This window comes from Paenibacillus sp. J5, assembly GCF_054955055.1.
This window is the reverse complement of sequence record NZ_JBUEDD010000020.1, coordinates 1-22,072: the sequence shown is the minus strand read 5'-3', so window position 1 is coordinate 22,072 and position 22,072 is coordinate 1. Positions and strand designations below refer to the sequence as shown.

The window sequence follows — 22,072 nt, the reverse complement described above, 5'->3', positions numbered from 1 at the left end:
AGTTCCAGGCAAGGCGCATTTTCGCAGGCGTACCGGGGGTACGTCAAGAAAAAGCAACGCAGCATGGGGCGAAAAGGCGGGGAGAGATGCCCTTGAACGGGTTTTCAGACACAACCTAATAAGCTATTGGAGTTGCGATGATGGAACTAAAACCAATTACGCGATTGAAAGAGGTCTACCGAATTGATGAGCTGCTGTCTGCCAGCGAGCTGTCCTATGTCTATGCCGGGCATCATATCAAGAGCGGTGAGAAATGCGTCATTAAGGAGTTTTACCCCGCTGCTGCGGCCAACCGCGACCTGGACGGCAAAGCCGTCGTCTGTCGCAGTTCGCTGCTGCGGCCCAAGTTCGACGAATTGATGAATGCCTTTACCAATGAAATTCATCTGTTGCAATCGGTGAGCCATCCCAATATTGTCGCGTATAACGATCACTTCACAGAGAACGGCACGATCTATCTGGTGCAGGAATACTGCACAGGAGAGACGCTGGAGCACTATATACAACGTCAGGGGGCGCTGTGCTCTGTGTTTTTTCGACATACGCTGCTGCCGTTGCTGCATACACTGGCCTATTTGCATGAACGGGGAATTCTGCATCGCGACCTGAAGCCAGGCAACATTATGATCTGCCCGGGAGGCGCGCCGAAGCTGCTGGATTTCGGGGCGGCGATTGATCTGGGGAACGTGAAGCATAAGCAAATCTTTACGACGCCAGCTTTCTCCCCGCTGGAGTTTTACTCCGATCGTTCCCGGCAAGGCAGTTACTCGGACATCTACAGCCTGGCGGCTGTGCTGTACTATGCGCTGAGTGGCAATCGCCCGCTTGATGTGCCCAGGCGCATCATCGGTGAGCGTCTTCAGTCCATCCGGCATTGCAGCAGGCGATGTCTGACGCCATGGTTCTCTTATATGATTATGAAAGGGCTGGAGGTGCAAAAAGCCGACCGGCTAACCAGCGTGCGCCCGTTCATTCGTGCGGTCCAAGCTGAGTATTGGATGCTAAGGATTCAGGAGAAGCTGCGTCCAGGGGCTATTCAATCGTAAGAGAATCTGTTGCTAGTAAGACGAGTATTCCAGACCACTATCCGAACACAATGAAGCCCAATGCCCGCTTAGCGGGCATTGGGCTTGGGTTCTTTGTAGCGAAGCTCGATCTCGGTTACGTGATCCTCGAACGTAATGTAAAGCTTGTCGTTGTACGCAAGCCGCCCTGTACTGCCTGCCGGCAGCGGAGTTCGGCCTATAACGACGGTACATTTGGTATCATGTCGAACGAGCAAGGTATGCTCCTTGCCAGGCTTGAACCAGATGTCCTTGGCCTCTGGTACAATCTCATGCACCTCCAGTTGTCCAAACAGCTCCTCCAGCGATATGGAGCGCCGTGTGCCCAGGGTGTGCAGGGGCCAGTATTTGACCGGAATATCGTTGCCACTGGCCGTCTCAAGGAAGTAGCCCTCCAGTCGTCCGAAGAAGGCTGGCTTAGGCCGGAACACGATATACAAGGCTGCTCCTGCAGCCAATACAAGCCCTGTGACCAGAGCGATCACCGCATAGATGCTCCAGGGAGCGGAAACCTGAAAGCTCAATTCGGCCTCGACGCTTGCTCCGTCTGTATCTGTCGCCGTCACGTTGATCCGGGTGCTGCCTGCGCGAAGTGGAGTGACGATCAGCTCACCCTGTTCTACGGCGATCTGCAACGCCTCGCCATCCATGACCATGGCGGCGAATTGCAGTTCATCGTTGTTCGGGTCGGTGAAGTAATCGTGAAGCTGGACACGCATGCTGCCATCGCTCTTCACGAGCTGCAGCGGGCTTGCAGGAGCTTGGGCCTGCGGAGCGAGATTAGGCAGCTCCAGAGTCTGCACCGCCGTTCTGCGGTAAAAGTCGGAACCGTTCAGGTGGACGGATAGCCGATAGCTGCCTGCTTCAGGAAAGGTATAGTTCACCGTAAATCCGCTGCGATCTTCCTTCAGTATCATCGGGACGGCCAGCGGAGGCGAGGACTTGCGGTCCACTCCTTCAATCCTCAGCTCGGCGGTCAGCGAAGCATATACATCCTGATCCGTCAGCCGTTTGGTATCCTCGCCTGGCTGCGTAAGCCATGCCTCCACCGGCACCGGCTGCCCTTTGATCGGCTTGTTGCCGTCTGCAATGTGAAACTCCCCTTGCACATTATAGCTGCCCAGCAGATTAATTTTGACAAAATCCCCGGCTTTGCCTCTAAATTTCAGTTGCAGCTTTTCCTTTCGCGGCTCTGCGATTTTCATCAGCACGTACTTATCTGAGGTATACAACTGGACATCCCTGGAGCTGAAATAGAGATGCGATTCGGATACAGGCTGGCTGGAGAGCATCAACAGATTCAATTCGGTCATGCTGGAGTTTGGCACCTCGACAGTGACCTCCTGCAACTGACCGTTTGCCGTAACAGCAGCTACAGGAATAAGTACAGACTGGATATGGGCTGCAAAAATCTGATTGAAGATTTCTGGCAGGTCATCCGCGCTGTCTGTAATAAATGCCGATCCGCCGGTCTCGGCTGCAATCTGCCGCAGTCGCTCCTCGCGCACGGAGCCGTTGCTGTTCAGGCCTACGGTATAGATCGGATACCCCTCCTGCTTTGCTTGCTCCAAGGCCTTGGCGACATCCGACTCGGAATCTTGCAGCTTGCGCTGACCGCTTGATGCGCCCAGCTCGATATCACCATCAGACAGGAGGATCAGCAGTCTGCTACGCTCGGAGGAAGCGCTGTCTGACAGCAGCTTGGCGCCTTCGCGCAGGCCCAGCCCGAGATCCGAATAGCCGGAGCGCCGCAATCCTTCAATCTCGCGCTTGATGCCGGACTTGGCAGAGAGAGGCTGACTCGCCACAATCCGGTCATTATAAGCAATCAGTCCAAAGCGAGTGCGTGCCGCCTCGCTCATGTCCATAAACATATGAATCACTTCCAGCGCAATCCGGTCCTGATCCGTCTGATTCATAGAGAAGCTGTTATCCAGGACAAACACGACATCCGCTTCCTGTGCGCTCATACTTTCGGCATAGCTGCGAGAAGTGTCGTTATACGACGAAATGAGCGGAAAAAGCAGAGTGGAAAAGAGTGTTATTCGACAAAAAATAAGTGTAAATAGTCTAAATGTCCCACTATTTTTCTTCATTTTTCCACCTATCATCCTATAATTAACTATAAAAGAAAATCAAGTAAAATCCGATAAATACCATATCAGGGCGGCACTTATAGTAAAAATACACTAGTACCAGAAAAAAGAAAAGGATTTTGTTGAAATTTGGAGATTTTATGTGGAAGCTGTAACAGAGTAGGGCATACGCTGTGGCCAGGGGAGTGGTCCCCATTGTCAAGGTCAATGGATGCCTTATGTCTTTGTATTTCCATATCCTATCTTATCTAGCGAAGGGAGGAAGCTATGGGACTGATGAGGGATCGTCAGCTTGCCATAGCAGGACAGAATGGACATTATTACACAGACCAACCGGACGATTTTGTTCGAGGAGATGAACCCCGAGAAGCTTGATCTTGTGACGATCGTAGGCGATGTAAAGGGGATTGACAGCTTAAGCGACGAGCTGCTAAAGGAGATTAATGCGCATCTGCTGGTGGCCAGCTTTGAGGAGTTTTTGAACAAATTTTCACCTACGGTATATTCGTTCTATAATGCGGCCAATCAGAAGGTCGTCTATACGCTGAGAAAACCGGAGGGCATTGCCGACGACCTGATCTCGGAGATTCGGATTGACCAGAACAATGATTTTTTGAAGATGCTGTTCACTCTGGTGGATACGAAGCGCAGTCAGGGGGTGTCTAATGTCGATTTTAAATTCGAGAACCTGCTCGATATGATCTCGCCCAAGAAGGTGATGGAGGACATCCGGCTTGTGCGCAAGGAGATTCACTACCTGTATTCCCAATACGACAGACTGGATGACGGCGATCCGAAGAAGCTTGATCTGGGCGACAAGCTGAATCGCATGTTCGAGGATGCCAGCGCCAACTACAACAATGTAATGGCGATGCTTCCACTGGCAATCGAGGACATCAAGACGCGGCTGCTGCTCGGCTCCGGTCAGGAGGAGAATCAGTCCGAGGCGGTGCTGGTCGGCAAGCTGATGATCGGCAATGACGGTGAGCTGAAGATTATCGAAGCTCCCAAAAGCGACAGCACTGAACTGCTGGTGCTGAATGAGGATACAGACGGCGGGTTGGCCAAGGAGTTCGAGCGCGATTACGAAGCATTGACCGATACCCCCTCGCCTTATATCAAGGATCTGGTCGTGCGCACCTTCTCACCGCTGCCTGCTGTGCACAATGAGATCGATGTAGAGACAGAGGTGCAAAATTATAACACCTATCTGGAGTTCTATAAGCAGGCGAAGGACGACTTCGTCAAGACAGTCAAGCCGCTAGTGGAGAAGATGCTGGGTGTGAAGATGTTCTTCGACCAGTATGAGACGAAAAACAGGGGGATGCAGCCGAAGCTGCTGATTACCAACTGCAAGCTGGATCTGATGGTGAAGAGCAACAACATTCCGCGACTGGAGACCTTCCTGAATACGGTCAATGCGAAAAATGATTTCAGTGAGACGCTCTGGTTCGGCATCGTGCCGTCCGTCGATATGCAGTCCGCAGGCAAGGTGCCGATGCGACGCGAGCGCTTCAGAGGCAACGAGCAGGCAGTGAAACAGGATAGCAATACGATGGAGTCGTTGTCTATGCTGCTCCAGATTGTCAAGGACTACAAGATTCAACTGTTCTTCAGCTTCGAGAACGGCGAGGACACGACCTTCAGCAGTGTCGCTACGTCGGGCATCGACAAGTATATCGACAAATGCAGCATGCTGATGCGCAAGGAGTATAGCGAGTTCGCGATTCCGTGTCTGCCGAACTTCACCGTCATTCCGAAGGACAAGTCGGGCGTGGTCATCGACAGCCGCATGCTGCAGACCGAGGACGGCATCCAGCTCTCCAAGGAGAAGGAGGATGTGCTGAAGCTGTGGATTGAAGGAGTCTACATCGGGGCGGCCTACGTGGCAGCAGGTCTGGTAGCGGCGTATCAGTGCCCGGACTACTTGAAGGACAAGTTCAAGTCGGTCAGCAAAAATTATCCGGGCGTGCGCTTCGATATCGAAGCCGGTGATCATGGCTTGCGTGCGGGAACGACGATGGCCAAGGAAATTTCCGGCTTCACGAACAATATTAAAGACGCGATCAACCGCAAAAATTTCGGCTTCATCTTCTCCTCGGAAAATGCGCAGTTGGGAGATCGCGATATTAAGCGGATTACAGTCTATAAGGCGAGAAGTCTGGCGGCTGTCGAGGATGGGTTTGATTCCATCTATAAAACGCTGGTCAGCACCTATATCGAGCGTATTCTGCGTTTTCAGTCCGGTGATTTCAAGCATGACAACATTATTTTCTTCTTCAGCAACAATCCGAACAGCCAAAAGAGCCGTTGGCTGAGCACTCGCGGGTTTGTCAACTCGATATTGCATGACGGGGACGATATGAGCCATATCATCGATGAGAAGAGCAATCTGTGCCATATCGACCTGGTGTTCAACGGCAATGTGAAAAACCTTGAGGTCACGATTACGAAGGGGACGACGCCAGTCAAGGCCTAGTCATGGCAGCCGGGATCAACGAGCTTAAGCTCTGATGGCTGGCGCAGGTGATGGGGATATTCCCTTATAGCGCACTCCCGTCGCTCTGACAGAGAGGCGGGAGCAATATATACAAGAGAGGATGTTTTATCGAATGGGTTTCGTATTGAAGGTAGAGGGCTCTGAAGCAATTGAACTGGGTATGGATAACATCAAAACCGTCGCGTACAAGACCGACACGCCGAATGATTCCAATGCACGCTCCACAGACGTAGGCACAACACTGCAAATTACAGGCAAAATTATCACTGCTACAGATGGTGACGGCGCAGACGACACGAAGAAGCTGGCGCTCTGGTCGCTCGTACCGGCGGAGAAGGCAGACTGCTACCGCAAAGTAACGGTCGATGTAATCGCTGCTGATCAAGTTGTGCGTCAGATTACATTCCCTAATGCATTCATCGTCGATTACACCGAGCGCTTCGGCGACACAGAGGGCGTAGGCGAATTCAGCCTGCTGCTGAAGCAAAAGAAAGACAAAACCGAGCAAATCAAGCTCGACGGCGGCTTCAACGCCTAATAGCTTCGCCCACAGCGCCATTGGCGCTGCTCCCGCACGGGGGCAGCCCTTTGGCTGTTTCGCTACAAAGGCCGGTAACGCCAGTTCGGCGGTGGGCTGACCATCTCGTGGCGTGGGCAGGTGGTTCATATGAGGACGTATTACCCGCAGCAGGGAGGTCGACAGGTTGCCGATGTCAAGCTTATAGCCGTCGCCAGTTCCGAACAGGGCCGATCAAAGTGGTCGGGCAAGCGACAGACGGTGCCTATAAATAACAGCGAGGAAGGTTAGATATGCACAGCTATTACAAGGTGTTGGGCGTAGCTCAGACAGCGACTGCAGCCGAGCTCAAGGCAGCTTACCGCAAGCAGGCCAAACGGCTGCATCCAGATGTGAACGGTGGGACGGCGGAGGCGGAGCAGCGCTTCAAGCAACTGAAGGAGGCGTATGAGACGTTATCCGATCCCATCAAACGTCAAGCCTATGATGCAGGTGGCGGGCAAGGTGCAGCTACACCAGGCGATAAGGGCCAAGGCAAGGCGTCTGCTTCCGGCGCATCGGCTGGCCGAGCCTCAGCCGAAGGAACAGTTGATAACCGCTTCGATCCAGCCCATGCAGCTCAGGCCTTCGACCGCTTCTTCGGCTTTCATCCGGATTCGAAGAAGCGCAGCGACAGCTCGGGACGCAGCAGCTCAGCAAGGCGCAATCCGCTTGATGTGACGGATCGCTTCAATCATTTTTTTGGCAAAAGATAGACCAAAGGAGAGCGGTCAAAGAGAGGATAGGGCATAACCAGCCCAGATGACGGAAGTAGAGAGGGGGATCATGATGGAGCATTCAGAAGCGGATAGGGCGGAGGGACAGGACGGCATCGTCCCGTGGTGGGTGACGCTGATCGATGCGCTTCTCATCGTCAACGTGGCGGCTCTGCTCACATACACATATGCGTTTCAGCCCGTTGTCGCGCTTCAGTATGGGGTAGGGGGCCTGCTACTGTGCACAGCGTTATGGTACGGCCTACGTTACCGCAGAAGGGGGCGGGCAATACTCGCAACAACCGAATCGTCAGCGATGAGCAGGATCATCTTGATCGACGAGGAGGGAGAACACATGAAGGAATGGTACGTGCAGGGGGAAACCTCCCTGTTGATCGGCAAGAGCAGTCCGCAGATGGAGGTGGACATTGACCTGTCCGATGCGGAATATGCGGTGCTGGTCAGTCCCCAGCATGCAGTGCTTAATTGCGCGGATGGCAAATGGTATGTCGAGGATGCGGATTCCCGCAACGGGATCGGTATTCGGCAAGCGAATGCAAGCAGCGTGCAGCGGGTGGATACAGAGAAGCCGCAGGAGATTGGCAGCGGGGATATGCTCTATATAGCCAACACCCGATTGCTGTTGAAATAGCATAAAAGTTGAAGCGAGGAATGTAGATGAGTCTGACAAGATGTGCGAACGGACATATGTTCAGTACGAGAAAACACGGCTATATTTGCCCGTATTGCAGCATTTCGGTCGAAGCGCCGACGGCAAGGAAAGGCCAGATGCCGCCATCCTCTCCACCGGAGACGGATGACAAGACGATGCCATATATGGGCGAGGTGGAAGGGATTGATCCGGTCACGGGCTGGCTGGTATGTGTTGAAGGGCCGCAGCAGGGGCAGGATTACCGCATTTTGGCCGAAAAAAATTTTATTGGCCGTTCCGAGGAGATGCATATCCGGATACTCGGCGACAATACGATTTCCAGGCGCAATCATGCGGTCATCGTCTATGATCCGAAGAAGCGCAATTTCTTTCTTTTGCCAGGGGATGCTTCGGGGCTTGCCTACCACAACAATGAAGCGATCTATGCGCCCGTAGAGCTGGCCGCCTATGATGTCATTGAGCTGGGACGCAGCAAGTTTATTTTCATCCCGCTCTGCGGTGTCCATTTTGAATGGGAGCAGCAGAAAGGGAAGACGGAGCCGTCATGATCGGCAGCGAGCTGAAGGCGTGGTTGACGGTAAGCGGGCTGTCTGCGCTGTTGCTGCTGCTGCTGTTGCTGCGTCATTATGTGTCTCAACGAGCCGGGGCGGTTGCTCGCGCCGGCAACGGGCAGGGAGTGCAGATCGGCAATGGGCAGACGATCGGCAAGCGAGAGGAGCAGGATGATTATTTTGCTACTGCGACGGTGGGCAGCCGCACGATGGCCGTTGTCGCTGACGGCATCAGCGGGCTGGCGAATGGTCGGCTGGCGAGCATGACGGCAGTATCGGCCTGGATGAAGCAATTTATGAAACAGGCGATCCCGGCGGAGCAGCCGGCGTTTTTCTCGCAGGCGGCTGCGTTGGCTAACAGCGAGGTCGTTCGCGAGCTGGGAGGCGCGCGAGGCGGAACAACGCTGGCAGCGGTCGTCATTGTCGACGGCTATCTGTACTGGGGGGCGGTCGGCGACAGCGTCATCGCGCTGTATCGCAATGGCGAGCTGAGGATGGTGAACAAGCAGCATACGCTGGAGGCCGTGCTGGAGGAGCGCTACCTGGCCGGGGAGATTACAGCCAGTGAGGCGGCTGCTCATCCGGGCAAGCGCCAACTCGTGAATTATTTGGGTTATGAACAATTCAAAAGCCTGGATATTGGCGAGCCGATCCCCTTGAAGAAGGAGGATCGCGTGCTGCTCTGCACGGATGGCATTACGAACAGCCTCACTGAGCTGGAGCTGTGCATGCTGCTGGAGCAGGAAGGAACAGCGGATGTAACGGTGGAGCGGATCATTGAAGCGGTCGAGGAGAAACGGCTGAGCTATCAGGATAATGCCACGGTAATATTATTGGAAAAGGGCTGGTAACGAACGATGCGCAAGGAGAACAGCGAATTTCTGACAGCCTTTGTCTCGGAAGCAGGCACCTCGCTTCATAATCGGGATTACTTTGCCTATACGGAGCTGGATGATCTGGCCTGTTATGTCATTGCGGATGGTCTGGATACGGACAAGGAGGTATACAGCGCGCAGCTTGTAGTCAAGAGCATACTCAAGCAATTCATGGATAAGCCGTCCATGTCCCCCAGGCGGCTGCGAGGCTGGATGCAGACGGCGCATCGGCTGCTCCAGACCGAGAGCACGCGAGTTCGGCTGAAGGCGGGCATCGCCGTCATCGTCACCAACTACTCACAGGTCGTCTGGGCGGTCGCAGGCCACTGCCGAATCTATCTGTTCCGCAACCGCAGACTCCATGCGCGCAGCGAGGATCAGAGCCTCTCCTGGCAGCTAGCGAGGGAGGAGGCTGTCGCGGAGGATCGGCTGAATCGCCATGAGGAGCGGCATAATCTGCTGCATTACGCAGGGCAGCCGGGGGAGTTCAGACCGTACATTTCCCGTAAGCAACGGCTTAGCGACGGTGATGTGCTGATGATGTGCACGCCGGGCATGTGGGAGAATGTGGACTCGCCCGAGCTGATGGATGCGGTAGCCGAAGCACAGGATCACATAAGTCTGGCCGATACGATGGAGGAGCTGCTGCTCAGTAAACAACAAAATAAAATACCTAATTATACAATATGCTCAATATTTGTAAATAAAGCATTCCAAGAGGACCCGAAGAAGCGGGCCAAGCTGGTCAAGCGGCTATTGCTTATACTGATCCCGCTGCTGCTCGTGGGAAGCGGGGCGACTTATATGACGTATCGCAGCATCGTTAAGAAGGCGGAGTCGATCGAGAGCATGTTCGAGCATGCGCGCAATGCAGAGGTGTTCGTCGAGGATGGCGACTATCCGAATGCGGTGAAGGAGTTCAGCGAGGCGCGCAACGCAGCCAAGCGGGTCAAGGACAGGCTTCATCTGGAGCTGTATGACAAGAAGCAGCGTATCTCACAGCTAATCGTCACCGGAGACGGATCACTGAAGGATGGCGACTATGTTCAGGCGCTAACCAGCTACAGGAAGGCTCAGCAGGAGGCCAAAGGGGACGCATTGTTCGATGCGGCCATGATCGAGCGCAAGATTGCTCAGGCGGAGTCGGTGCAGCAGGTGCTGGACTGGATGAAGGAGGGGGATCTGAGGGCAGAGGCCCAGGATTATGAGGCGGCGCGACAACTGTATGCTCGTGCGCGCAAGGCAGCGATCGATGCCTCCTATTCAAGCGGGGAGAAGGAATTGAAGGCCAAGCTGGAGGATGCGGAGCAGAAGCTGATGGCGATCGAGCGGGAGTTGAAGCTAATAGGCGGCGAAAAGCTGGAGAAGCAGGCTGAGCTGAGCGATGCGGAGGGGGATTATGCAGCGGCTGTGCAAGCCTATTCTGCTGCGCAGGAGATCTACCAGAGTGTAGGCATGCTCGAGAAGGTGCTGGCGACCGAACGGAAAATTGCCAAGGCGCAGGAGCAACTGCAAGCTGAGCAACGGGCTCGGACAGAGGCGAGCAAGGAGGAAGAGGCGCGCAGGCTGGAGGCTAAGGGGGATGGGGAATACGGAACGAATCAATATGCCTCGGCGCTGGCAACGTATAAGCTGGCTCAGAAGCTGTATCAGGAGCTTGCCCTGCTCGACGATGTGTTGAATGTCGGCGAGAAGCTGCTCAAGACTGATGAGAAGCTGCAGGAGGCGCTGGCTGCGGCAGACGGCGGCAGTGGAAGTGGAAGTAGCGGTAGAGCCCAGGGTGGGGATGACACATAGGTCGGCAGCGGTAGAGCCCAGGGTGGAGATGACACATAGGTCGGCAACGGTGGAGCCCAGGGCGATGATAGCCGGGAGGAGGGATGGATGAATGAAGGAGCTGATTATGGATCGGCTGAACCGGATGGAGGATCTGGAGCAGCGCAGACTGCTCAAGAACGTCATGACCGGACTGTTTATGAATCTGGTGGAGTATCAGGAGGAGAAAAACCGCGAGCTGGAGCAACGGATATTTGCCGAGGTGGAGGATCATGAGGAGCGTCATGACATCTATGCATCGTTGTGCTCCAGGGAGGCCGTGGACCCGATTCATGAGTTTCTGTATCCGATGCTGCCAGAGGATATGGAGGAGGAACGCGACCTGCTAACCGATCTGACGGAGCTTGCGGATAAGCTGCGAAGCAAAGAGGAAGTGGTGCTGACGACTATCTTTTTGGAGTGTGGCTATAGCATGCTGCGCGGTCTGGAGGAGCAGGAACGGCTGTTTCAAGGCGAACTGGCAACGACAGAGGGCAGCTATCCGATCCAGGTCAGGCTGCGCAAGAGCCAGCGGTATATGAACGAGGTGGAGCGGCTGTATGAGATTTTTCAGCAAAATGGGGTGCCGTGGAGGACGGTCCATCATCCTTATATTCACAAATTTTATGAGGTGCTGCTGGTTTCCTGCGATGCTGTGCCCCAGGAGCATGAGACGGTAAGGGAGCTTACTGTGCTGCTGGAGGAATTTGAGCCTTACAAACGGCTAGGTATGGTTCCGCTGTGGAATATCGAGCGCTTGCAGTTGCGCAATGCCGGGTTCCCCGTGCCTGCGGAGGATCGGATTCATTATGAGCATGTGCTGTCCTTGCGCAAGACGGGGACGGAGCATGGTTATCTGGTTCATGCCGACAAGCATATGGTGCGCTATATTAAGCGAATGCCAGCAGAACTGGTTGTTGTCTCCCCGAATGACAGCTCGGGTGACTGGGAGGTGCTGAAGCTGACGCGACCGAAGGATGGCCTGACTTCTATGACCGAATATGAGCTGGTATCCAATCGCCGCAAGAGCAGCTTTATCGGCAGATATGCAGGCAAGAGGGTCATTCGTTCCAAGGGAGAGCTGCTGCGCATCGCCAACTCCTTCGAGGCGGCAGATGATCTGGAGCTGGAGGATATTCAACTGCTGGAGGGAATCGAGAAAGTGGAGCGCGAGAAGCCGATCGGGAAGGTCGGGGGAATGGAACACGCGGAGCTGAGTCGGCAGATGGAACGCGAGGACTCGAAGAGGGGGGTACAGCAAGGCGAGTCGGCACATGTATCGATGCATGTATCGATGCATGTACCGATGGATGGCAATAAACATGCAGGCGAGTTCTATACGGGCGGCTGCTGTACATACAGCCTCAATGATTTTGTAAGCGACAGCATTCGCACCGATCATGGCAGGCGGACGCTGCGGCTCACGTTCAGCAAACGACCGGGCGTGTCGGATCATTTTATTTTGCAGGATACGATGAGCTTTATTGTGTCGGAGCTGCAGATGCATTTTCCAGAGTATCGCTGTGAAGGAGAATGGGCTTGAATTACATATGGGATGCGGTCATTCAGACCGAGCGCCAGGGGATGCCCAGGAAGTGGCTGAGGTTTCGGCCCGCTGAGATATTTTCCCCTTACATGGAGCTGAGTCCGGTTCATCTGAACGCCCGCCAGGTGGAGCAGACCATCGATGTGAATCCGTATTATCGCTTCTATGAGCTGTTTAAGGAGCTGTTCGATGCCAATCTGGAGGAAGCGCCTGAGCTTCGGGAGACGTTATTTGATCTGGTCCTTCATTTTCTGGCGGAGCTGGATCTTCAGCAGGGGATGAACAAGCGGGAGTATTACATCCGGTTTGTACTGGAGGATCTGGAATCCGGTCGATTCGGAGCCAAGGTGAGCCGTGGGATGAAGCTGTTCTCGCGCGATGAGCGGGACCGGGTAGCTGGCAATGTGCTGCGTCTATATGAGACGGGAGAAGCGCTCTATCTGCTGCGGGATACACTGCGCTATGTGTTCCCGCAGTCTACGCTATATGCGCATTGTGAGGAACGGGACGAGCTGCTGCTCTATATCGGGCGTGAAAATAATGAGCGGACACGCGCGAAGGCTGGAGTGATCATGGATCTGTTCCTGCCGGAGCATTTTCGGACAGAGCTTTATTGGGAGGCGCATTTTGGCATTGTTGATGTGGAGGAGACGATGAGGATGGATGCCATCGCGCTGTACTAGGCTAGCGCTGCTTGGATGGGCAGCCTGCCGCAAGCAGGGGCTGTGAAGGGATGGTTAGGCTCGGGGTGTAATGGTATACCGGGTGGGGTATTTTGTGAAAAAACGGGTTGCGGCTCAGGAGGGATGCTGAGATGAAAGGATATACGTACCGGCTGTACAAGCAGCCGGGGCATACGCATTCGGAAGCGGGAGATGGGGGAGCACGCTACACAGAGACGGAGCTGCAGGAGCTGACCACCTTCCAGTTGCAGCAGATTTGCCGCAAAGAGAAGCTGGTGGCAGGTCTGGCGCACACGCTGGATCGTGAGGGGCTGGTGCGGACTATTCTGAGATACCGCAATGCCGAGGAACGGCGGTTGATCCGCACGGAGTGCGAGGGTGGCCTGGAGCGGGTGCAGCAGACGCTGCTTGCTTATCTGAATTCTCCGCTGCCGGAACGGGCCGCACTGAGCGGACCGGCGATGCTGGTGCTGTGGAACGGGCTGAAGGTCAGCAAGCGTGACGGCTACCACATCCGCGGCGGCTCGTTGTTGGGAGAGACGAATGTGCTGCTGGTGAGCGAGGAGATGGAGCTGTGCGGCATCTTCAATCTGGTGAGGGAGCATGAAGACTCAGCCGCAAACGGAGAGTCGCGCTATGTTCTTGAGGCGGAGGGGCGCTCCTGGCGAATGACCTCCAATCGCCATTACAGCCTGCTCTTTTTCCGCAAGGCGGATTCGGATTATCTGTACCGGGCTTATTATGAGGCCCGGCCGCAGCCGCCTGCGAATCTTCATTATTATAAGCTGCCGCTTGCAGGGCTGGAGATTCGCGAGCTGGAGAAAACGGAGGCTGTGCTGGCGATCGATTTTGGTACATCGGGCACGACGGCCGGCGCTTATTTGAGTCATGATTATGTCGCGGTGCCTTCGCGGCTGGACAGGTTGAACGGCAGAATTCAACTGGATGCTATTAATTATGTTCGTTTCCCGGACAGTGCGGCCCGGCTGGAGGCCTGGAGCGAGCTGTTGCCGACCGTAGTTAGCGCGGAGGATTGCTCGGGTGAGGGCGAGCCGCGTCTCTCGTTTGGCCATGAGGCGCTGCGGGCGCTGCGACGCAACAGCTACGGCGGTCAGGCGACGGTGCTTCGGGGGATGAAGCGCTGGGTCAATCAGCCGGATAAGGAGGAGGAGCTGACGGACGTCAATGGGCAGACCATGCGTGTGAAGCGTCACGATATTATGCGCGCGTATCTCAAGTACGTAATCGAGGTGGCTGAGCATCAGTTCAAGTGTCGCTTCCAGCGGCTGCATCTGACGAGTCCAGTCAAGCTGAAGACGCAATATCTGGCATTATTCTCCTCCCTGCTGCCAGGCTATGACATCGAGCAGGAGCATGCGCTTGATGAAGGGCTAGCGGTGCTCTATAACACGATCGCCGCACAGATCGGACGCGGCAGCTTCCGTAATGGAGAGGAATATCAGGCGCTGGTGATCGACTGCGGCGGTGGAACGACCGATCTGTCGTCGTGCCGATTCACGATCGAGGATGACCGGATTGCCTACAAGCTCCATATTCATGCGACGTATGAGAATGGCGATACGAACTTTGGTGGTAATAACATTACGTATCGGATTATGCAATATATGAAGCTGGCATTTGCCGCCTATTATAGCGGGCAAGGGAGCAAGCCGGATATGGATCGTCTGCTTGATGCGCAAGGAACGGATGTGTACCGGATGGTAGATGAGCATGGAGCCCAGGCGGTCTATGCGCGCTTCGAGGCGGCGTATGCCGAGGCGGAGCGCCAGATTCCTACGCGCTATGCCGATTATGTGAATCGGACACGAGATGAGTATATGCGGGTGCGGAGCAATTTTTATTTTCTGTGGGAGATGGCAGAGCGGATGAAGGAGCAGTTCTACCAGCGAACAGGCATGATTCGCAGCCGCTTCCATGAGAAGGAGCTGCAGGAGGATGATCTGCATGTAACGGCGGTTAGCCGATGGCTGCTGTCTGTGGTAGAGGACGGCAGGTTCTGCGATGCGCATCATTACCCGGATGTGGTGTTCAATATTCGGGAGATCAATCGATTGATTCAAGCGGATATTTACGATATTGTCCGCAAATTTCTCGAGGAATTCTATCGCGACGGGCGGCTGCAGCAGTATTCGATCATCAAGCTGACAGGGCAATCCTGCCGGATCGATGCCTTTCGCGAGGCGCTCAAGGAGTTTGTGCCGGGTCGCAGCATTGAATTTCGGCAGCAGCAGGAGGCGGGGCGAGTGCCGGACCTGAAGCTGGCCTGCCTGCGCGGAGCGATCCGTTATCTGGCCGACCGCAAGGCAGGTGTGGTCGAGGCGACGATAACCGGCGGTGCGCCGGTCATCCCGTATTCGGTTGCCGCGTACACGCATAGCGGCCAGGAGCAGGTGCTGATCAGCAGCCTTGGGCGTATGAACCAAGCGCGGGGAACGATCTCGCGGCCGTCCGGCGTCGGGGAGATCGAGCTGTTTCTCAGCGGCAGTGAGGGCGGCGTGCGGCGCAAATATGTATACCGGAGCAACCCGAGGCTGTACAAGCAGGCGTTGTATGAGGACATCGCAGCCGAATACGGGCAGCGAATTCCCCAAGGGGAGACGGACGCGATTGCCAACGGCGAGGTGAAGCTGTTTGTGTATGCAGGCGACAACCGCTGGGGCTTCGAGGCCGTACCTGTGCTGCGGCAGCAGGAGCAGCTTTATGTGGGTCCGCGACAGTTTTTCGCGTTTGAGAGCGAGCAGTCGGAGCTGGATTTTTTTGACGGGCTGAAATGAAACACGGCGTATGCGGGGGGACTCGCCCGGCGGCGTAGACAGAGGACGGATTGGGGGAGAGGGCGATGTTTACAGATTATTATCCTCACTTTGAGAAAGGACGAGTACTGAAAAGCGAGATGCTGAGCAAGCTTCGCGACTATCCCCGCCATCTAATTCAGCTTCATTATCAGCATTATTCAGATGGCATTATTGCTGGAACGGAGGTGCTGGTGCGGGAGCACACGCTGGTGGTCAGGCCAGGCATAATCAAGCAAGGGGAAACGATCTATGTGCTGGAGCAGGAGATGCAGCTCCCCTATGTTTCGACAGGGCAGGAGACGCTGCTGAAGCTTCGTGTGCTCGGCGCGAGCCGTCAGCATGATTATACGCTGTCCCGTACTGAGCTGGTGCTGGATACGGAGCCGGTGCGAGCAGGCAGCGAGCTGGAGCTGGCGCGCTTCAAGCTCAAGGCGGGAGCACGATTGCGGACAGAGTATCGCGGCTTCTTCGATATGATGACCGAATATAATACCGTTCAGTTGATCGGCGCCGTCTATGCCGGACGAGGAGAGCCGACACTGCATCCGGCGATTACCGGAGGCTACGCCAGTGAGCTGCTTGCCAGCGGCACGAGCGATCCGTGGGACATTGCCTTCGGCTTGCAATGCTTGAACAGCGGGGTAGTCGAGCGGACCGTCATTATGGCTTATGTGGCAGCGAAGCTTGGAGAGGAGCCGTCGCAGCTTCGCAGATGGGGGAATTGGCCGCTGGTTGAAGCGCTCAGACGCATACTCGAGCTTGCAGGCAAGACGGAGGGGCAGCCACGCCATGCGGCTCGGCATGGAGGCGCGCCGCGAGTCATGATCGTGGAGTGAGTACAAGAAGGGGGATAAGAGTTCATGGAGCATATGGACGAGAAGATAGTGGCGATGATGCGCGAGCTGGAGGAGCAGCAGCGCCGAGAGAGCGAGGAGGGGAGTGCGCGCGCGGCTGAGCAGGGAGTAACAGAGGAGCCAGAGCGATTAGCACCGCTATCGAATTACCCGGAGCGGATCGGTGAGGAATGGGTGCCATTTGGTCAGCAGGAGCTGCTGGGAGGCAGGCTGCTGACCTTCCTGCCACGAGCCTTCCGCCTGCTCACGCCGGAGGAGGCGCGTCTGAAATTCCCTTCCGAGCATCGTCCTTCGATCATCTATGCAGACGATGAGGGGGCGATTACGATCGCTTTTTCATTGTCGGACTATACGCTGACGGAGGAGGGAGTGCCGGATTTCACGGAGGAAATGGTCAAGCTGCTGCGCTCGATGCAGCCGATTCGCAGGTGGATCGGGCACCGTGTAACAGAGCGTGCCGACGGTCAGGCGATGGGGTGCTGCGAGTTCATCTCCCCTGCACTGGATGAGCCGCTATACAACTATATGGCGTTTGTTGTGCTGGATGGCCAGGCGTTGATGTGCTCGTTCAACTGTACGGAGCGGGCAATGGCGCTGTGGCAGCCGCTTGCGCATCGGATGATGCATTCACTGGCACTGGCAGACGGACAGGAGGTGGAGGAAGGATGAGTACGGGCTATCATAATTTGCAGGTGACGCCGTTTGATTCACTGGAGCTGCATGAGCTGTATCTGTCGAAAATGATTAATGAGCATACGCGTATGATCTGTACGGGCATCATCCCGGAGGAGCAGAAGGATGAGGTTGTGGATCGGATCGAGCGGGATACCGTTATCGAGGTGCGTCAGACCGATGAGGAGGGCGTGAGCAGACTGCTGTTCAGCGGGCTGGCGCTATCGGTCGAGGTGAGCGCACAGGGCGGCGTCTATATGCTGGAGGTGGATGCAATCTCTTCCACGTATCTGCTGGATCGGAAGCGGAAAAGCCGTTCCTTCCAACAGGCGAAGCTGACCATCCCCGAGCTGCTGCGGCAGATCGGTCAGGACTATCCGGGGCTGGATGCGATGGATGAAGGCACCGGAGGCGCGAAGCTGGGACGGTTCACCCTGCAATATGAGGAGACGGACTGGGAGTTTCTGCGGCGGCTGGCCTCGCGTTTTCGGACGAGTCTCGTTCCGGCTGCTCAATTCGACAAGCCAAAGTTCTATTTTGGCATCTATGAGCAGGAGACCGGGATCAAGCTGCAGCCAGGCACATATACGATGCGCAAGCGGCTGGCGCCTTATCATTATTTTACAGAAAATGATACGATCTCCGTTCATGAGCATGACTTCACCGTAATGGAGCTGCAAACACAGGAGGTGCTGGAGCTGGGGGGGAGCCTGGTGCTTCAAGGGCGGCGGTTCTATGTATATGAAGCGCATACGTCGATGCAGCACGGCTTGCTGACGCATCAATACTTGCTTTGTCCGCATAAGGGGCTAAGGAAAAAGAGGCTCTACAACGAGCGGCTGATCGGCGCTTCACTGCCGGGCACCGTTATCGCGGTCGGAGCGGATAAGGTGAAGGTGCATCTGGATATTGATGAGGCGCAGGAGGCGAATAAGGCGCACTGGTTCCCGTACACAACGGCCTATGGAGCGGGCGGAAATACCGGATGGTATGTCATGCCGGAGATCGGGGATCGTGTCGCAGTCTATTTTCCAGGGAAGGAAGAAGCGGAGGCTGTTGCGGGTGCAGCGGTTCGGGGCAACAGGCAGGCCAGCGCAAGCAATAAGCTGGGGAACCCGCAGGTGAAGCTGCTAAGAACGCCGTCGGGCAAGGAGATCCGACTGGGGCCGGATGAACTGGTCATTAGCGGCAAGGAGGGCGAAATCTATATCAGGCTGTCGGAGAAGGAGGGAATCTCCCTCACCAGCAGCAAGCAATTAAGCCTGCGGGCGAATGGGGCGTTAACGCTGAAGGCGAAGACGATCTCCCTCTCGGCGGACAAGGAGCTGCAGATTGATTGCAAGGGCAGCACGCTCAATATGGCAGGTCTGACGAGTCTGGTCGGCAGCGAGGTCAAGTCGAACTAGGTCGTGTCTGAAAACCCGTTAAAGGGCATCTCTCCCCGCCTTTTCGCCCCATGCTGCGTTGCTTTTTCGCAGGCGCACCCCCGGTACGCCTGCGAAAAAGCGCCTTGCCTGGAACGAAAATTCGGCCAGATCTGTTCCGTTCAGAGTTTTCAGACACGCCCTAGAGCCAACGGAAGATAGTTGTGCAGAGGAGAGGCAGGCTGTTGAAGGCGAAGCGTTCGCCTTTGTCCCCGAATTGCAACCGCTTAAGCGGTTAAATCACAGATGATTAAGATATTCGGGGGGAGCAGTAATCGTAATTTACTCGTCACGACTATAGAACGCTACTACAAGATCGAACGATCAGGGTGTCCTGAACCTCTGCAGGGAGCAGAGGACGCCGAAGGAGCGTTATTGCGGGCGCCTTCACGCAGGCGTACTGGTCGCGGGCGAGGCGTTAAGGCGATGAGACGTAGCCGGGGGCGAGCGGGCGGTGAGCGATGCCAAAGCAGTGGCAGGACTAAGACACGCCGTATGAAGAGGGGGCAGACGGTGGATCGAGAGCAAATCCGGGAAAATTTTCGAAAGCAGGCTGTTCCAGCTTGTATGCAGAAGCTGAGGCAGGAGCTGGAGAGGCGCTGGAGGCAGGGCAAGGAGGCGTGGAGGCAGGAGGCGGTGCAGATGCTGGATCTTCAGTTTCACGAGATCGCCTTCCACCAGGCGAATGGGAGCAAGGGTGCCATCGCGATGGTGACTTACTCTGTTCTGCGTACCTCGCTGATCCCAGGGGAGAGACGGACAAAGGAGCAGCGGAACGAGTCCGGGCCTGGAGCAAGCGACAGGAAGGAGAGCGTGCAAGGGTTCGATTTTGGACTAAGCGGGGAGAAGGAGGCCTTGCGCGGTTTCGGTCTTGGTCAAGGCGGGAAAATGGAGCAGGCTGGGAAGCTCGATCTTCAACAAGACTCTGGATGGAAACAGGGACGAGGGCTTGTGCATGGGCATGAGGCAGCACAGAGCCAGAATCAGGTGGAGAACGAAGCAACAGAGCGGATGCTGTACCTGGTGGAAGCAACGGATGAGCGCTGGCTGCTGGATAGAGCGCCTATTCGGCATATCTATGAGGCATCCTGGCTGCTGCCCGCACTGACGGTCTTCAGGGAGAGGTTAAGCCAGGAAGCAGGGAAGCGGAGCTATCAGGGAGCGATAGATGCCAATGAGCTGGAGCATGCCTGCCAGCTCGCTGTCCCGCTGCTGAATGCTTATGTGGTTGCGCTGCTGCGGGAGGCGTTCCAGGAGGCGTGTGTTCTGGAGAGCTTCGGGCGATTAGAGCGGGCAGACAGCTTTGAGGCGAGAGTCGGGGAATATCGGGATCAGAGCGAGTCGATCTATCGTGTGGAGCAGACAACGGCTATCTCCGACAAGCTCAAGGCATGGCTGGAGGAGAAGGAAGAGCAGGGATATGCCTATCAAGCCTTTGACAGCGCATTGCTGGATGAAGGTGACTATGATGGGCTGGATATGCGTTATACGGCCTTTCGCAGTTGTAGTCTGAAGGGGAGCAGCATACAGAAGGCTGTACTAGCAGGAACCAGATGGGAAAACTGCGCATTGGATGGTTGCCACTTCATAGGCAGCCGTCTCTATGGCGCAAGCTTTGCCGGGTGTGCGTTGGCAGGCAGCAGGTTTGCAGCGGTAGATGCCGATGCCGGTGTAACCGCTCTGCCGTGGGGACCGCCGCCGACAGAGGGACTCCGATTCGAGCGCTGCGATCTGAGCGGTGCAGCTTTTCCATACGCACGGTTGCGTGGGGCTATATTTCGGGACAGTCGGCTGGCAGAGGTGTCGTTCTTTGGCGCAGAGCTGGAGGGGGCTTGCTTTGCCGGGTCTGACCTGCGCGGTGCGGATTTTACCGGAGCGCAGATCACTGGGGCAGATTTCCGCGGGGCGCAGTTGGATGACGGCGCGTTGCTGCGGGCGTTCGTTCGCCGCAGCGGACCGCTGCCCCTGGTCGGGGAGCAGACGGAAGAGGAGATCAGGTCGGTGGCGGCTGCTGACCACCGGGTTGAGCTGCAGGGGGATGATGCTACTCCAGTGCAGCAGGGATTATATGCGACCACTGCGGTGACTGTCCCATCTGCCTATGCGGGGAGGATGAGGTCGCCTGGATTGATGCGGCTGGAGGAGCTGCCTTATACGGCGGGGGCGGCGAGCTATTTTAAGCTGATGGCAGATACGAGGGGAAAGGAATCGCTGCAGGTACCGGAACTGGGCAAGGTGTATGGTGAACTGTTGCGTGGAGGCTTGGCGCGCGGAGCGGCGCTTCCAGAGCAGGGAGAGCCGCTTCATGTGGCGATCCAGGCGCAGGCCGCTGTTGTCTACCCGGATCTGATCGAGCATCCGGTACCGCTCGTGTCGGATCGGCTGAAACGAGTGTTGGAGATGTATGTGCCGGCTGCCGACTGGCAGCTTGTTGTTTTGGCGGATGTGGCGCGCTGTCGCCAGGAGCTGTATTGGGTACCGCTGCTGCAGGTCATTGCTGGAGCCGGAGAAGGTACGGAGTGGCACAGGGACGGCACTGTGCGGCAGCTTGTGCTGAATTCGAGTCAAGTAACTTCGGCCGTATTCCGAGTGCAGGAACTGCATAGCCTGGCCATCTATGTCGAGCTGGCAGTTGCCGAGAGCATCCTGCGCCGAGGGATGACAGGGATTAGGCTGGAGCCTGTGATGAGTGTTGAGCCAAGGGACACGCGATTACTGCATAACGAAGCGGAGGAAGTGGAAAAGGAAAAGGAAATGGAAATGGAAATGGAGCCAGGCTACTAGAGTGTCGGAGGAGGAGTAGACATGTCAACATCGCAGCCTGTTCAGGTTGAGCCAGGTAAGGGAGTGAAGCAGAGCTATGTGGTTGCAGGAGCGATCCTGAGCTGCTCATGCGGCACACAGCCGACACGGCTGGAGCTGCCGCTTAGCCATGGGGTATCGATCAAAGGCAAGGCTCAGGCGAATGTGGGGGATTATGTTAGCGGGCGCAATATTGTCAGCTTCGGCAATTGTTCTAGTGTACAGAATCCAGCCGTGCAGAGCAGCACGATGGTCGATTCATACGGAGTGAAAAAATCGCCTTGTGTGCCCGTATTAACGATGCCCTGGATCGGGGGCAAGGAGGATGTGCAGATTGAGGGCCGGTCAGCGCTGCTGAGCGGATGTCGTCACCAGTGCCTGTATGGAGGGAGCATCCGAATCGAGGACGACGGACAAAATCTGGAGTGA

Annotated in this window: 17 protein-coding genes; 16 read left to right on the top strand and 1 reads right to left on the bottom strand. The window is 55.9% G+C overall.

Annotation, left to right across the window (positions count from 1 at the left end):
* Window positions 1-140 precede the first annotated feature (140 nt).
* Complete coding sequence (locus ACY1JZ_RS25470) at window positions 141-1,046, top strand: serine/threonine protein kinase (RefSeq protein ID WP_462631549.1); 906 nt, start codon at window positions 141-143, stop codon at window positions 1,044-1,046.
* A 68-nt stretch (window positions 1,047-1,114) separates the two neighbouring features.
* Here the strand turns inward: ACY1JZ_RS25470 and ACY1JZ_RS25465 are convergent, their stop codons facing one another.
* Window positions 1,115-3,010 (bottom strand): VWA domain-containing protein, encoded by a 1,896-nt coding sequence (locus ACY1JZ_RS25465; RefSeq protein WP_462631548.1) that lies wholly within the window; start codon window positions 3,008-3,010, stop codon window positions 1,115-1,117.
* 460 nt (window positions 3,011-3,470) lie between these two features.
* Here ACY1JZ_RS25465 and ACY1JZ_RS25460 point away from each other — a divergent pair, with 460 nt between their 5' ends.
* The 15 genes from ACY1JZ_RS25460 to ACY1JZ_RS25390 all read left to right on the top strand — a co-directional run bounded on the left by ACY1JZ_RS25460 (window position 3,471) and on the right by ACY1JZ_RS25390 (window position 22,072).
* Window positions 3,471-5,639 (top strand): transcriptional regulator, encoded by a 2,169-nt coding sequence (locus ACY1JZ_RS25460; protein ID WP_270168989.1) that lies wholly within the window; start codon window positions 3,471-3,473, stop codon window positions 5,637-5,639.
* Between the two features lie 133 nt (window positions 5,640-5,772).
* Window positions 5,773-6,198 carry a membrane-associated protease 1 gene (locus ACY1JZ_RS25455; protein WP_270168990.1) on the top strand — a complete coding sequence of 142 codons (426 nt, stop codon included), beginning with the start codon at window positions 5,773-5,775 and terminating at the stop codon, window positions 6,196-6,198.
* 272 nt (window positions 6,199-6,470) lie between these two features.
* The gene (locus tag ACY1JZ_RS25450) at window positions 6,471-6,932 is read left to right on the top strand and encodes a J domain-containing protein (RefSeq protein WP_462631547.1); all 462 of its coding nucleotides are present in this window, start codon (window positions 6,471-6,473) and stop codon (window positions 6,930-6,932) included.
* Between the two features lie 70 nt (window positions 6,933-7,002).
* Complete coding sequence (locus ACY1JZ_RS25445; protein ID WP_462631545.1) at window positions 7,003-7,584, top strand: FHA domain-containing protein; 582 nt, start codon at window positions 7,003-7,005, stop codon at window positions 7,582-7,584.
* A gap of 26 nt (window positions 7,585-7,610) precedes the next feature.
* The gene (locus ACY1JZ_RS25440) at window positions 7,611-8,153 is read left to right on the top strand and encodes an FHA domain-containing protein (RefSeq protein ID WP_270168994.1); all 543 of its coding nucleotides are present in this window, start codon (window positions 7,611-7,613) and stop codon (window positions 8,151-8,153) included.
* On the top strand, window positions 8,117-9,007 hold the full coding sequence (locus ACY1JZ_RS25435) for a PP2C family protein-serine/threonine phosphatase (protein ID WP_462631543.1): 891 nt from the start codon (window positions 8,117-8,119) through the stop codon (window positions 9,005-9,007). The genes ACY1JZ_RS25440 and ACY1JZ_RS25435 overlap by 37 nt, the downstream gene beginning before the upstream one ends.
* A gap of 6 nt (window positions 9,008-9,013) precedes the next feature.
* The gene (locus tag ACY1JZ_RS25430; RefSeq protein WP_462631542.1) at window positions 9,014-10,828 is read left to right on the top strand and encodes a PP2C family protein-serine/threonine phosphatase; all 1,815 of its coding nucleotides are present in this window, start codon (window positions 9,014-9,016) and stop codon (window positions 10,826-10,828) included.
* 91 nt (window positions 10,829-10,919) lie between these two features.
* Entirely contained in the window at window positions 10,920-12,389 is a 1,470-nt protein-coding gene (locus ACY1JZ_RS25425; protein WP_462631541.1) for a normocyte-binding protein, read from the top strand.
* Complete coding sequence (locus tag ACY1JZ_RS25420) at window positions 12,380-13,075, top strand: iron-dependent peroxidase (RefSeq protein ID WP_462631540.1); 696 nt, start codon at window positions 12,380-12,382, stop codon at window positions 13,073-13,075. The genes ACY1JZ_RS25425 and ACY1JZ_RS25420 overlap by 10 nt, the downstream gene beginning before the upstream one ends.
* A gap of 131 nt (window positions 13,076-13,206) precedes the next feature.
* A complete protein-coding gene (locus ACY1JZ_RS25415; protein WP_462631539.1) occupies window positions 13,207-15,870 on the top strand; it encodes a molecular chaperone in 2,664 nt (887 codons plus the stop codon).
* A 65-nt stretch (window positions 15,871-15,935) separates the two neighbouring features.
* Window positions 15,936-16,727, top strand: coding sequence for a DNA and RNA helicase (locus ACY1JZ_RS25410; protein ID WP_270169002.1), 792 nt, complete (start codon window positions 15,936-15,938; stop codon window positions 16,725-16,727).
* A 24-nt stretch (window positions 16,728-16,751) separates the two neighbouring features.
* Complete coding sequence (locus ACY1JZ_RS25405; protein ID WP_462631538.1) at window positions 16,752-17,414, top strand: hypothetical protein; 663 nt, start codon at window positions 16,752-16,754, stop codon at window positions 17,412-17,414.
* Complete coding sequence (locus ACY1JZ_RS25400) at window positions 17,411-18,823, top strand: contractile injection system protein, VgrG/Pvc8 family (protein WP_270169004.1); 1,413 nt, start codon at window positions 17,411-17,413, stop codon at window positions 18,821-18,823. The genes ACY1JZ_RS25405 and ACY1JZ_RS25400 overlap by 4 nt, the downstream gene beginning before the upstream one ends.
* Before the next feature lie 531 nt (window positions 18,824-19,354).
* Window positions 19,355-21,625 carry a pentapeptide repeat-containing protein gene (locus tag ACY1JZ_RS25395; protein ID WP_462631537.1) on the top strand — a complete coding sequence of 757 codons (2,271 nt, stop codon included), beginning with the start codon at window positions 19,355-19,357 and terminating at the stop codon, window positions 21,623-21,625.
* Window positions 21,626-21,646: 21 nt separating this feature from the next.
* Complete coding sequence (locus tag ACY1JZ_RS25390) at window positions 21,647-22,072, top strand: DUF4280 domain-containing protein (protein WP_270169006.1); 426 nt, start codon at window positions 21,647-21,649, stop codon at window positions 22,070-22,072.

Bases quoted from the DNA above. Each gene is read 5' to 3' on its own strand.
- ACY1JZ_RS25425 (WP_462631541.1), top strand. From the start codon at position 10,920: ATGAAGGAGCTGATTATGGATCGGCTGAACCGGATGGAGGATCTGGAG.
- ACY1JZ_RS25415 (WP_462631539.1), top strand. From the start codon at position 13,207: ATGAAAGGATATACGTACCGGCTGTACAAGCAGCCGGGGCATACGCAT.
- ACY1JZ_RS25405 (WP_462631538.1), top strand. From the start codon at position 16,752: ATGGAGCATATGGACGAGAAGATAGTGGCGATGATGCGCGAGCTGGAG.
- ACY1JZ_RS25400 (WP_270169004.1), top strand. From the start codon at position 17,411: ATGAGTACGGGCTATCATAATTTGCAGGTGACGCCGTTTGATTCACTG.
- ACY1JZ_RS25390 (WP_270169006.1), top strand. From the start codon at position 21,647: ATGTCAACATCGCAGCCTGTTCAGGTTGAGCCAGGTAAGGGAGTGAAG.
- ACY1JZ_RS25445 (WP_462631545.1), top strand. From the start codon at position 7,003: ATGATGGAGCATTCAGAAGCGGATAGGGCGGAGGGACAGGACGGCATC.
- ACY1JZ_RS25470 (WP_462631549.1), top strand. From the start codon at position 141: ATGGAACTAAAACCAATTACGCGATTGAAAGAGGTCTACCGAATTGAT.
- ACY1JZ_RS25410 (WP_270169002.1), top strand. From the start codon at position 15,936: ATGTTTACAGATTATTATCCTCACTTTGAGAAAGGACGAGTACTGAAA.
- ACY1JZ_RS25435 (WP_462631543.1), top strand. From the start codon at position 8,117: ATGGGAGCAGCAGAAAGGGAAGACGGAGCCGTCATGATCGGCAGCGAG.
- ACY1JZ_RS25420 (WP_462631540.1), top strand. From the start codon at position 12,380: ATGGGCTTGAATTACATATGGGATGCGGTCATTCAGACCGAGCGCCAG.
- ACY1JZ_RS25455 (WP_270168990.1), top strand. From the start codon at position 5,773: ATGGGTTTCGTATTGAAGGTAGAGGGCTCTGAAGCAATTGAACTGGGT.
- ACY1JZ_RS25450 (WP_462631547.1), top strand. From the start codon at position 6,471: ATGCACAGCTATTACAAGGTGTTGGGCGTAGCTCAGACAGCGACTGCA.
- ACY1JZ_RS25460 (WP_270168989.1), top strand. From the start codon at position 3,471: ATGGACATTATTACACAGACCAACCGGACGATTTTGTTCGAGGAGATG.
- ACY1JZ_RS25430 (WP_462631542.1), top strand. From the start codon at position 9,014: ATGCGCAAGGAGAACAGCGAATTTCTGACAGCCTTTGTCTCGGAAGCA.
- ACY1JZ_RS25440 (WP_270168994.1), top strand. From the start codon at position 7,611: ATGAGTCTGACAAGATGTGCGAACGGACATATGTTCAGTACGAGAAAA.